This window comes from Enhydrobacter sp., from assembly GCA_025808875.1.
Classification (GTDB): domain Bacteria; phylum Pseudomonadota; class Alphaproteobacteria; order Reyranellales; family Reyranellaceae; genus Reyranella.
On sequence record CP075528.1, the window covers coordinates 3,139,102 to 3,151,520 of the forward strand.

General features: G+C 64.7%; 9 protein-coding genes and 1 CRISPR repeat array. Of the genes, 5 read left to right on the forward strand and 4 right to left on the reverse strand.

What is annotated here, in order from left to right:
* Positions 1 to 208: 208 nt before the first annotated feature.
* The 5 genes from KIT25_15585 to KIT25_15605 all read left to right on the forward strand — a co-directional run bounded on the left by KIT25_15585 (position 209) and on the right by KIT25_15605 (position 8,632).
* Positions 209 to 3,889, forward strand: a complete 3,681-nt coding sequence (locus KIT25_15585; protein UYN93472.1) for a hypothetical protein — start codon at positions 209 to 211, stop codon at positions 3,887 to 3,889.
* Positions 3,807 to 4,709 carry a type II CRISPR-associated endonuclease Cas1 gene (gene cas1 / locus KIT25_15590; protein ID UYN93473.1) on the forward strand — a complete coding sequence of 301 codons (903 nt, stop codon included), beginning with the start codon at positions 3,807 to 3,809 and terminating at the stop codon, positions 4,707 to 4,709. Before KIT25_15585 ends, cas1 begins: the two co-directional genes overlap by 83 nt.
* A 22-nt stretch (positions 4,710 to 4,731) precedes the next feature.
* Positions 4,732 to 5,037, forward strand: a complete 306-nt coding sequence (gene cas2, locus KIT25_15595) for a CRISPR-associated endonuclease Cas2 (GenBank protein ID UYN93474.1) — start codon at positions 4,732 to 4,734, stop codon at positions 5,035 to 5,037.
* Positions 5,038 to 5,105: 68 nt separating this feature from the next.
* Positions 5,106 to 6,080: a CRISPR direct-repeat array (repeat unit 37 nt; unit sequence GAGGCTATCGACTTGGTAGCTGCGAGGTCAACCGGAC).
* A 210-nt stretch (positions 6,081 to 6,290) separates the two neighbouring features.
* A complete protein-coding gene (locus tag KIT25_15600) occupies positions 6,291 to 6,869 on the forward strand; it encodes a hypothetical protein (GenBank protein ID UYN93475.1) in 579 nt (192 codons plus the stop codon).
* Between the two features lie 77 nt (positions 6,870 to 6,946).
* Complete coding sequence (locus tag KIT25_15605) at positions 6,947 to 8,632, forward strand: hypothetical protein (GenBank protein UYN93476.1); 1,686 nt, start codon at positions 6,947 to 6,949, stop codon at positions 8,630 to 8,632.
* Between the two features lie 27 nt (positions 8,633 to 8,659).
* Here the strand turns inward: KIT25_15605 and KIT25_15610 are convergent, their stop codons facing one another.
* From KIT25_15610 to KIT25_15625, 4 genes are read right to left on the reverse strand one after another with little or no spacing between them, the layout of a single operon-like run.
* A complete protein-coding gene (locus tag KIT25_15610) occupies positions 8,660 to 9,424 on the reverse strand; it encodes an SDR family oxidoreductase (GenBank protein ID UYN93477.1) in 765 nt (254 codons plus the stop codon).
* Between the two features lie 32 nt (positions 9,425 to 9,456).
* A complete protein-coding gene (ugpC, locus tag KIT25_15615; GenBank protein UYN93478.1) occupies positions 9,457 to 10,557 on the reverse strand; it encodes a sn-glycerol-3-phosphate ABC transporter ATP-binding protein UgpC in 1,101 nt (366 codons plus the stop codon).
* A 6-nt stretch (positions 10,558 to 10,563) separates the two neighbouring features.
* Complete coding sequence (locus KIT25_15620; GenBank protein ID UYN93479.1) at positions 10,564 to 11,472, reverse strand: carbohydrate ABC transporter permease; 909 nt, start codon at positions 11,470 to 11,472, stop codon at positions 10,564 to 10,566.
* The gene (locus KIT25_15625) at positions 11,472 to 12,401 is read right to left on the reverse strand and encodes a sugar ABC transporter permease (protein UYN93480.1); all 930 of its coding nucleotides are present in this window, start codon (positions 12,399 to 12,401) and stop codon (positions 11,472 to 11,474) included. The genes KIT25_15620 and KIT25_15625 overlap by 1 nt, the downstream gene beginning before the upstream one ends.
* Positions 12,402 to 12,419 lie beyond the last annotated feature (18 nt).

Here is a 12,419-nt window from a genome sequence, read left to right on the forward strand (position 1 = left end):
AGTCGCTCAAGAATCAAAACGGGCGGACTACTCATCCGCCCGTTGATCCCATTGCCGCAGCGCCGGGAAACATCTCACGAGACGAACTCTTATCGGGTTGTGAGTCTCGCAGCTACCAAGTCGATAACGGTTGTACTTTAGCGCCCGACCTGTTGCGGTCAAGCAAAAGATTGCAGTACAACTGAACGTTGCGACTGTAGGGGATCGCATGACTGAACCCATTGCCACCATTCCGGGACGCTATGATGACGGCGCGCGCCGCAAGGCCATCGACGCTGCGGTCGGCAAACGCCGCCACTCGACCCGATTTGCCAATCTTGGCGTTTTCACCGGCTATCGCATCGGCTTCGACATCGGCAATGGCAACATCGGCTGGTGCATCCTCTTCGAGCGCGGTCCGGTAGCGCACTTCCTGACGGCCGAAGCCATCGCCGACCACAATGCTGCGCTCGCTGTCGGATTGCCGAAGACCCAGCTTCCCAACCTCGACCTGTTCGTCCCGCTGGGCACACACAAATTCTCGGCCCGCGACAATGACGGCAAATCGTTGTCCAAGGTGCGCGCCAGCGCGCGTGCCCGACGTCGCACCCTCGACGCCCGACAATGGCGGCGGTGGCATCTGCGCGAACTGCTGGTGCAAAAGGGTCTACTCCCGGCAAGTGAGCCCGAGGGCAAGGAGGAACTCGAGCGAGACCCCGGACTGAAGGACAACAAAGGACGCCTCGAAAAGGCCGATGTGCTGCGTGTTCGCCTTCTCGAACCCGGCGTTGCATCCCATCAATATGATCTCGGTCGTGCCCTCTATGCCGCCCTCAAGCGACGAGGTTGGATGAAACCGGTGGGACGTGCCGGCGTCCGGGAAGACTCTACTTTCGGCAGCGGCGCCACGGCCAAGTACCGGCAGGTATTGGCGTCGTTCGGCTGCCGCACAGTGGGGCAGTTTCTAGATCGATGCCAAACCGACGCCCGAGCCGATGGCAATGCCATTCGCAAGCGGCACAAGCCGCTGACATGGCAGAAGACTCATGCCAAGGAGCAACCCAAGGAAGGCGCCGCGCCGAAGAGTTACGAGGTGTTTCCCTTCCTCTCCCCGACCTTCGAATTGATGTGGGAAGAAGCCGAAGCGCTGCGGGTCGCCCAGAAGAGCAAGGTACCGATTCCCGATGATGTCTGGGCCGACATCAAGCGCAAGGCTCAGTTCCGGCGGCTGCTCAAGCCCACCAAGCCCGGCCGTTGTCAGTTCTTGCGCAACGAATGGCGCTGCATTCGAGCTCTGCCGACCTTCCAAGAATTTCGCATCTTGCAACAAGTCGACAACCTTCGTGTCGGCGGCTCCGCTCTGAACGACAAGCAGTTCGCCTTGGCTGCGGACATACTGCGCGGCGTCGACAAGATTTCATTGAAAGAGTTGGCCAAGCGAATGGGGGAGCCACGTCTCGGCCGGCATGAAAAGGACGACGCCCGGACATTGGTCGGCGCGAGGACCGATATCGGTCTGGCCGACACCCTCGGCGCGGCATGGCAGACCATCGCGGACATCGCCGAGCGCGACCGATGGGTCATGCGTTTGCTTTCGAGAAAGACGATGGCCCTCGCCGACCGCGAGCCCGAACCCTGGACCGCGGACGACGAGTCCAAGCTGGAGGTCGACTGCGCCAAGACCTTCGGAATGGGCGCACTTCAGAAGGTTCGCGCCAACGCCAACATCTTCGAGGACAGCTTTGCCGATCTGTCCGTCAAGGCCGCCAAAATCCTGTCCGATGGCTTGCGGCAGCGCCTCGACCACGACACACGGATGAACCTCCTCGCCAAGGAAGAAGGTGCCGCGGTCGACGCCATCAGACTGTTCGAGCGGCTTCCCTACTATGGCGAAGTCATGCCCGACCTCGTGGTGGAGGCGGACCGCTTCGCTCCGCGCGAGCGCACCGCCCCCGAAGAGCTGGAGCATGGCCGCGCGCCAAACCCGGATGTCCATATCGTCCTGAATCGCTTGCGCAAGGTGACGAATGCCATCGTCGACATGATGGGCGGCATCCTGCCCACGAGTTGCACGGTGGAAGTCGCACGTGAAGCCCTATCGGAAGACGCCGCCGAGAAGCGCGACCAACAGATGCGCGCTCGGGAGAGATTGCGCGGTTCCATCGTCACGGACATTCAGCGCGCATTGGGCGAGAAGCCCCTTCCGGTCGGGCCACGGCTCGACAAACTGGTGGATCGCTGGATCGCGGCCATTCGGCAAGGATGGCGCGACTACGATGGCAATTCGATCGAGCGCAGCCTCCTTTGCGAAGGCACGACGTACCAGCTCGATCACGTCAGCCCGGCCGCCTTCGGTGAGTTCCAGCAGGGGAATCTCTTCGTCTCTCAATTCAATCAGCAGAAGGGAAGGCAGCTCCCGTGGCAGGCGTTCCCGGCCTTCAGAGCTGCATTACTCGCCTTCGCCCAATTCGGCCTGGAGAGTCAGCGCGACAGCCTGAAAGCGGTGCTCAAGCGATCGGGCGTTCGCGGCAGAGAGAGGTTGGAGAGGCGCGTCGCGCAGCTCGACGAGAGGTTGGCTTCCTACGATGTGCTGCGGCCAGCTGCGCGGCCGGACGTCCTTGTTCGCCTGCAACGGACCCAAACCAGCGAGATCGAACGCCTCCTCGAGCCGTCCGGCGGCGATGGCGAATTCAAGCGCGGCAAGGTGATGGCGTTTCGCCCTGGTGAGCAGGCGGCCTTGTTCAAGCGGTTGGGACCTGATGCGACCGTTCCAGAGGGCGACTTCGCGGCACGTGACGTCTCGAACATCGGATGGTCTTCCAAGTTGGCCATCCGCTACCTGACGCATCTCGGCGCCAACGTGGTTTCCGTCAAGCCATGGGCCGTGCATGCGCTGCGATGCATGTTCGATATCAACAAGGATCGACAGGACCTGCGCAATCACGCCATCGACGCTTTCCTGATTGCGCATTTCGACGAACGCGTGATGCGCCCTGCCTTTCAGAAACTCCGCGGTCAGCACTACGAAGATCTATACAACAGCGAGTTCCTGCGTGTTGCACTCGATGGCGTCTCGGCTTCGGATGGCGTGTTTCAGGCCCTGAAGGACAACCTGACGTCGCTGGATGCGACGCTGCGCTATATCGCCACCGCCCACAGACCCGATCACAAGTGGAATCCCGGCGACACTACCGGCGGCAGCTACGGATCGTTCGGCGGCGAGAATATCTACGCATTTCGACCTGACAAGACCGAAAGAGCACGGCTATCGGCCTTGGTTTGGAAGGCAAGTAAGTCCAAAAGCGATGAGCTTCTCTCCAAGGCCGAACTCCTGGAACTGATGGAGCGCGACGTTTCCAAACACAACGATCCAGACGGATCGAAGGTGAAGCGCGTCCTTCAGGAGAACGTAAAACTCCGATATCGGACGAGAGCCGATGGCCCTGGTCGTATAACGGGAGCCGCTCGCGACATCTCACAGACCATCGAATCGACGAAAAACACCTTCGTCAACATCGAAGCAAAGTTCGCAATTGCCGCACCGAGCGCCGACCATGGACGAGAGATCGTCGGGGTCGCCGACTTCTCTCAGCGAACAGACGTAGAGCGCCGTGCTATTTTTCCCCGGGACCGCTCGGTCTTTCGACCAGGGGATACCGTGTCCTTCCTGAAGGAAGGTTGCCTCGCTGCGTGGGTGGTGACCGCACTACGAGGCGATGGACGCGTCTCGCTGTTTCATGTCGATAGCACTCTCCGAGACAAAGAAGAGCGCGTCACGATTCCCGCGAAAGTTGGCAAGCAAAATCCTGTCCGAAAGATTCATAACGATGTCCTCGGTCAACGACTTCATCGGCGCCGAAAGAGTGCTGGAGATATCCAGCCGGTGCCATATCGCCTTTTCGGGAAATAGATTCGCAATCGAACGCCGCGACGACAATGCGCAGTTCGAGGTGCCGTGCGACGATGTTCTCGTGATCATGTTAGAGAGCGAACAATCGACCGTGACCTCTGCTGTCCTCGCCGCCTGCGCGGAGCGCGCAATTCCGGTCGTGGTCTGCCGCAAGCACCTGCCCGTCGGCATGTCGTTGCCACTGGACGCGAGTTGGAATGCCGCGGAGGTTAGACGCCTTCAATCTCATGCGCTGCGCGGCGAAGCCGCCGCCCGCCGCCTGTGGCGACGAACGGTCCGCGCCAAGATATTCGCGCAAGCCGGCGCCTTGGACATGATTGGCGCTGGCGCCGTAGCGCGGCTCAAGCGGCTCGCCGACTCCGTGCGACTCGACGGCGCCGAAACGGTCGAGGCACAAGCGGCCGCAATCTACTGGCGGGAGCTGCTCGTCGGCTTCGAACGCCAGAACGAAGGCGACCCCCGTAACGGGATTCTGAACTGGGGATACGCCGTCCTATTGGCCAGCATAGGCAGGGCTTTGACATCCCTCGGACTCGATCCAGCCCTCGGCTTCGGCCATTCGGGACAATCGAACTCCTGGGCGTTGGCTTGCGATCTCATGGAGCCTTATCGCCCCAGCATCGACCGCCTTGTCGCCGACGCCGGTCGGGGTGGCCTATTCAGCGATCCAAAAATCGTGAAGGCAAATATCCTCGCGCTGTTTGCGCTCGACGGTCCGGCGAAATCGCAGATCGTCGAAACTGTGCGTGGTTATCGGGAGTTCCTCGATCATGGAAACGAGTCCCGCGTCCCCTATCCAGACCGCCCGCTCGTCGCCTGAAGTTTCGGGGAGACCCCGCTTCATGTGGTCCATGGTCTTCTACGATCTGCCCGTGGGAACGGCGGCCGATCGGAAAATTTATGCTCGCTTCCACAAGCGTATCCGCAAGAGCGGATATGAGATGATGCAGTTTTCCGTCTATCGTAAGTTCGTCGGCACAGCGGATCGCGCAGAGCGTGAGTTGGAGCGTCTGACGCGGATCTGCCCCGAGAAAGGGGCGATCTCGGTGATGCAGGTAACGGAAAAGCAGATGGGACGCATGACCACGATGTGGAACGGTGAGAAACAAACCGAGAAACCACGTCCCGAACAACTCGTGCTTATCTGACTGATGACATGAATGCAGTTCGCCACGACCCAGAAAACTCAAGCCGGCCAATGGGTTGTGGCCGGCTTGAGGCTATCGACTTGGTAGCTGCGAGGTCAACCGGACCTGTTCGCATGGGTGGAACCCAACGTGTTCGAGGCTATCGACTTGGTAGCTGCGAGGTCAACCGGACTGCGATCATGGGCGCCTTGCACGGCAACCTGAGGCTATCGACTTGGTAGCTGCGAGGTCAACCGGACTCTATGGCGACAGGCCCGATCCGCGCACGCGAGGCTATCGACTTGGTAGCTGCGAGGTCAACCGGACCCAGCGGCCTCGCGCTCGCGCCGTCGGCGCGAGGCTATCGACTTGGTAGCTGCGAGGTCAACCGGACCTCTTGGGGTGGGGTAACCACCGTCCGTATGAGGCTATCGACTTGGTAGCTGCGAGGTCAACCGGACAGTCAGCTCGCCAAGGAGTGCGGTTGGATGGAGGCTATCGACTTGGTAGCTGCGAGGTCAACCGGACTTGATCAAGAAGGACCCGCTGATGGCAAAGGAGGCTATCGACTTGGTAGCTGCGAGGTCAACCGGACAGAGCGTAGGAAGGGCCTCGAATGCGTCCGGAGGCTATCGACTTGGTAGCTGCGAGGTCAACCGGACGGCCGAGCGGCTACACCGGCCTCACGCTGAGAGGCTATCGACTTGGTAGCTGCGAGGTCAACCGGACAAGTCGGCGCGCTGCTGGCGCGCCTCTGCGGAGGCTATCGACTTGGTAGCTGCGAGGTCAACCGGACTGGGCGGCCCGCATCTTGCGCGTCTCCTTAGAGGCTATCGACTTGGTAGCTGCGAGGTCAACCGGACCACCTTGAGCGCCGCCGGCATCGCCTGCCAGAGGCTATCGACTTGGTAGCTGCGAGGTCAACCGGACCGGTGGTGCTGCGATGAGCCGGCCGAATTGGAGGCTATCGACTTGGTAGCTGCGAGGTCAACCGGACATGGGGTACATCAACCGCCGGCTCGTATCAGAGGCTATCGACTTGGTAGCTGCGAGGTCAACCGGACATGATCGAGGTGGCCCATTGAGGGCCGCCTCGATCATGCGCGTTGCGCGGCTCGCCAAGGTCTTTCGTCCTTTCGCCCTCTTCCTCCCGTCAACGCAAGTGAGTCGCGAGCGCATCGGCGTTCCCTTGCCGAAGCGGGGTGCCCTTCTGCTAAGCTTGCCCCGTGGGAACCGGGAACCGCGCCTCGAGACGCGGCCTGAAAGGGGTGGACATGCCGACATCGAGAATGGCCCGCCGCGTCGCGGTGGGCGCGCTGATCGCGTTCGTGCTGGCGCCGTTCGGCGCCGTGGCCCAGCCGTTCGGGCCCAAGGACCTGAGGACCGAGACGGGCACCGTGCTGGCGCTCGATTTCGAGACCCGCACCGTCGTCGTCAACTTCGAGGCGCGCGGCGGCGAGCTCGCCTTCAACGTGATGGACGGCGCGCCCAACTTCTCCCGGCTCATGCCGGGCGCCAAGGTCGAGGTGCGCTACTACCGCATCGTCGACGTGCTGGTCGGCAAGACGAGCCCGCCGGTGCTGGCGCAGGTCCGCACCCTGCTGTCCGACCCCAACCAGGCGCCGACGCTGCCCGGCACCCAGCGCCGCGCGCGGCTGTGGGGCGTCGCCGGCATGGTCGCCCGCGTCGACCTGCCGGGCAAGAAGGTCGCGGTCGCCAACGGCGGCATGATCTATCTGTCGCCGACCATCCGCTCGGAGGCGGGGCTGGCGGCGCTCAAGACGCTGCAGCCCGGCGACAAGGCCAACCTCGTCTTCACCGAACGCACCATCGTCGACATCAAGCCGCTGTAGCGGCGGCGGGCCCCCGCCCGCGCCCGATTCGTGCTAAGGGTCGGCTGCCGGAAGAGACAGAAGAGCAGCCGACCTCCTTGGTTTTCGCCCCCAGTCCCGCGCCGTCGTCCCGCGAGTCGGGCCACGTCGCCGACGCCGCGCTGCTGCTGCTGGGCGGCACCGGCTTCCTGATCGGCGTCATCCTGTGGCTCGACAACGCCCAGGGCGGGCTGACCGGCAACGGCGTGTTCAAGAGCATGGAGCTCAGGCCGTGGATCGACGATCCGGCCAACGCGCCGCTCTATCCCGCCAACTTCCTGTTCTACCCGGTCTACGGCGCGCTCTGCCGGGTACTGGACGGGCTCGGCGTGTTCGCCGGCGACCCGCGGCGCCAGATCGCCGTGCTCAACGCGGCGAGCGCCGGCCTCTGCCTGGTCGCGGTCTACCTGATGGCGCGCCGGCTGACGGAGGACCGCGCGATCGCGCTGCTGGCGGCGCTGTTCCACGGCGCCTGCAGCTTCGTGCTGCTGCTCGCCATCACCAACGAAGACATCATGCCGTCCTACACGCTGACCTTCGCGTCGATGGCGCTGGCGGCGGTGTGGTTCGCCGCGCCGAGCGCGCCGCGGGTGGTGGCGGTGGCGGCGCTGTTCAGCCTCGGCTGGCTGTTCGAATGGCGGCTGATGTTCCCCACCCTGCCGGCGATGCTGCTGGCGCTGTGGCTGTGCGAGGCGCGGCCGCGGCACCGCGTGCTGTGGCCGGCGCTGTTCGTCTCGACGATGGCGGCCTGCGCCTCGATCGCCGCCCTCGCCGCCTCGGGCCATCCCGGCGCCGTCGGGCCGCTCGGCCTGCTGTGGACCGGCAAGGCGGTGATCTCGGTGTGGGCCGGCTTCAGCTCGGCCAAGGTCGGCTATCTGTGGGACGGCATGGCGGCCTACCTGCTGGGCACCGGCCTCACGCGCGTGCTGGGCGCCGCGGGCTGGGACACCTGGCGCGTGCTCTCGCTGGCCGCCGCCGCCGCCATCGCCGCGGCCGCGCTCCGCCTGGCCTGGCCGCGGCGCCACGACAGCCGCGTGCGGGCGCCGCTCGCGGTGTTCGGCGGCACCTTCGTGGCGGGCGAGATCTTCAACCTCTACGCCCAGCCGCAGGATCCGCAGATGCAGGTCAACGTCATGGCCTGGCTGACCATGGGCTGGGTGCTGGCGCTGGTCGCGGCGCGGCGGCGCTGGGGCATCCGCGGGCTGGCGATCGCCGGCGGCGCCACGATGCTGCTGCTCACCCACAATCTGTGGAGCCTGGCGCCGCTGCGCGGCCAGGACACCAAGTGGCGCCACACGGTCGAGCGGCTGGAGCGCGAGGCCGACCCGTCGCGCACGGTGTTCCTGCTGCACGATTTCGACTGGACCATGGTCCATGCGGCGCTGCATTGGGGCCTCGCCGAGCCGGGCAGCGAGACGCTCGGCCCGGCGCCGCAGGCGCGGCCGCGCTTCAAGTGGATCGGCTTCACCGGCGACGTGCTGCGCCATCCCGACTGGACGGTGGAGCGGCAGGTCGCGGCGCTGCGGGACCAGATCGACCGCGCCCTGGCGCTCGGCTACGACGTGCTGGTGGTGCGGCTGTGGGGCATGAGCCTGGGCGAGCTCGAGACCGCGACCGGCATGATCGCGTCGAGCCGCCAGCTCGAGGCGCTGCGCGCGCTGCTGCACGAGCGCTACACCGCGACGCCCGCCTTCGACGACCCGATGGCCGGCCCGGTGCACCGGCTGCGGCCGGCCGCGCGATAGCGGAAGGGCGACCGCCGGGCCCGAAGCCTACGACTTGCCGCGCTGCAGGCTGGCGACGTAGCCGCGATTCCAGGTCGGGGTGATCCAGACCTCGTTGATGCAGACATGCGGCGGCAGGCAGGCGACGTAGCGGATGAGGTCGCCGACATCCTCCGACTGCGCCATGCGCTTGCGCTCGGCCGGCGTGATCGGCACCGGCCGCTTGTCGAGGATGGGCGTCGCCACCTCGCCCGGGCAGACGACGCAGGAGCGGATGCCGTTGACGCACTCCTCCATGTTGATGGTGTGGCTCATCGCCACCACGCCGTGCTTGGCGGCGGAATAGGCCGCGCCCGAGAGGATGCTGGGGTTGCGGCCGGCCATCGACGAGGTGTGGATCAGCACGCCGTCGCCGCGCTTGCGCATCATCGGCAGCACCGCGCTGACGCAGTAGAAGGCGCTCGACAGGTTGCCGTCGATCACCTGCTCGGCGGCGGCCGGCGTGAGCTGGCTCCACTTGCGCTCGAGGATGTTGAGGCCGGCGTTGTTGACCAGCACGTCGCAGCGGCCGTGCTTTCTCTCGATGTCGCGGGCGATGCGCGCCACCGCCGACGCCTTCATCAGGTCGCCGGGCTTGACCTCGGCCCTGCCGCCGGCCTTCGTGATGACCGAAGCCGTCTCCTGCAGCGGCTCGCGGCGCCGGCCGGTCAGCACGACCGTGGCGCCTTCCCGCGCCAGAGCGATCGCCGCCGCCTGACCGATCCCCGACCCCGCACCGGTCACCCAGGCGACCTTGCCCTTCAACGACACCATCGAAATTCCCCCGAGCGACGCGAATGCCGCGATTAGAGCACCCTGCCGCTGCCGTCGTCGATCAGGTGCATGTTGTTGAGATCGGCGCGCAGCTTCATCGCCTTCCCTTCGGTCGCGCCGGCGTTGGGATTGACCCGGCCGCACAGTTCGGTGCCGGCGATGGTGAAATAAACCAGCGTCTCCATGCCCATCGGCTCGACGACGTCGATCATCTGCTCGAAGTCGTGCTGGTTGGGCTCGACGTGCGGGCGCGTCTCGGCGATGTGCTCGGGCCGCAGCCCGATCAGCAGGCCGGGCTTGCCGACATGGCCGTCGTAGCGGGCGCTGCGCGCCTCCGGCACGGGAAAGGCCAGCGTGTCGGTCAGCCGCACGCGCAGCGCACCGGCCGCCCGTTCGAGCCGGCAGGGGATGAAGTTCATCGCCGGCGAGCCGATGAATCCCGCGACGAACTTGGTGGCCGGCGAATGATAGAGATCGTTGGGCGTGCCGACCTGCTCGATCAGCCCGGCGTTCATCACCACGACGCGGTCGGCCAGGGTCATCGCCTCGACCTGATCGTGCGTGACGTAGACCGTCGTCGTGCGCACCTTCTGGTGCACCTTCCTGATCTCGGTGCGCATCTGCACGCGCAGCTTGGCGTCGAGGTTGCTGAGCGGCTCGTCGAACAGGAACACCTTGGGATCGCGCACGATCGCCCGGCCCATGGCGACGCGCTGGCGCTGGCCGCCGGACAGCTGCTTGGGCTTGCGGTCGAGCAGTTCGGTGATGTCGAGAATCTGCGCCGCCTGCTTGACCCGCCGGTCGATCTCGTCCTTCGGCGTGCGCTTGAGCTTCAGACCGAACGACATGTTCTCGTAGACGTTCATGTGCGGATAGAGCGCGTAGTTCTGGAACACCATGGCGATGTCGCGGTCCTTGGGCGGCACGTCGTTGACCACGTCCCCGCCGATGGCGATGTCGCCGTCGGAGATCTCCTCCAGCCCGGCGATCATGCGGAGCGTCGTGCTCTTGCCGCAGCCGGACGGCCCGACCAGGACGATGAACTCCTTGTCGACGATGTCGAGGTCGATGCCGCGGACCGCCAGCACCTCGTCGTACTTCTTGACGACCTTACGCAACGTGACTTGAGCCATCGTCCCCTACCCTTTGGTCGCGCCCGCCGTCAGGCCGGAAATGTAGTAGTCCATCAGGAAGGCGTAGATGACGAGCGGCGGCGCCGCGCCGAGCAGCGCGCCCGTCATGATCTGACCCCAGTTGAACACGTCGCCCTTGATCAGCGTCGTGATGATCCCGACCGGCAGCACCAGCTCGCTGGTCGAGGTGGTGAAGGCGAGCGGATAGAGGAACTGGGCCCACGACACGGTGAAGGCGAAGATCGTCGCGGCGATGATGCCGGGCAGCGCCACCGGGATGAAGATCCGAGTGAGCGTCTGGAACCACGTGGCGCCGTCGATCAGCGCCGCCTCGTCGAGCTCCTTCGGGATCGAGGCGAAATAGCCGATCATGATCCAGGTGCAGAACGGGACGGTGAGCGTCGGGTAGAGGATGATCATCGTCCACCAGTTGTTGAGCAACTGGATTCCGAGGGTTTCGTTCACCCAGGCGAACATCTTGAAGAGAGGAATGAACAGCAGGGTCTCGGGGATCAGGTAGGTCAGGAAGACGCCGGTCGCGAGCGTCGCCGAGCCCCAGAACTTCATGCGCGCCAGCGCGAAGGCGGCGACCACGCTGATCAGCATGGTGACCGCGACGACGCACACCGAGATGAGCGCCGAGTTGCGAAAGAAGGTGATGAAGACGTTGTCGGTCAGCAGCGCGACGTAGTTCCCAAGCGTCGGGTCGAACACCCACCACGGATTGGTCTCGGCCGAGATCTCCGCGCTCGTCTTCAGCGAGGTGATGAACATGTAGACGGGGGGCGTCAGGAAGAAGATCGCGAACAGCACCAGGAAGAAGTAGGACCAGCGCAGCGCCCAGCGCCGGTCCCGGCTGATGCTGCCGTATCCCGGGCGTCTGGCGGCCCCCGCCGCGATCGCAAGATTGGCCATCAGACCTCGCTCCCGCGCTTGCTGACATCCCGCAATATGAGAGCCGCGCCCACGGCGAGGATCGGCACCATGAAGAGGGAGACCGCCGCGCCCAGGGGAATGTCGCCGCTCTCGATGCCGAGGCGGAAGGCCCAGGTGCCGAAAATGTGGGTGGTGTTGAGCGGATCGCCGCGCGTCAGCACGCGCACGATATCGAAGTTGGCGAAGGTGACGATGGTCGAGAACAGCGCCGTGATGGCGATGATGTTGCGCATCATCGGCAGGTTGATGTACCAGATGCGCTGCCACCAGTTCGCGCCGTCGATCGCCGCCGCCTCGTGCAGCTGCTCCGGCACCGATTTCAGCGCGGCCAGGTACATGATCATGAAGAATGGCGCGCCGATCCACACGTTCACCAGGATGACCGAGAAGCGGGCCCAGCCGGTCTCGCCGATCCACGGGATCGGGCCGATGCCGAGCGGCGCCAGCAGCCAGTTGAAGGCACTGTAGGCCGGATCGAACAACCACAGCCAGGCAAGCGTGCTCATCGCCGCCGGGATGACCCACGGCACGAGCAGCATGCCGCGCCACTTCCGTTGCCCCTTGGCCGGAATGTTGTGGACGAGGTGCGCCACGATGAAGCCGATGATTGCCTTGAAGATCACCGCGGTGATCGCGAACAGGCAGGACTGATAGACCACCATCCAGAAGGTGTCGCGACCGAACAGGAATTCGAAATTCGCGAAACCCACGAACCTGGTCATGCCCTTGTTGAGCATCGCGAGATAGATGGCGTAGCCGGCGGGATAGGCCACCAGCGCGAAGATCAGCACCAGCAGCGGCAGGGTCATCAGGAAGGCGATGGTCGACTTGCGCTGGAGAAGCTTGTGCAGCCCGCTGCGGCTGTCCGCGGCTGCGGTGCCGACCCCTCTAACGGCGATATTGGCCATCGCTTACTCCGCTTGCTG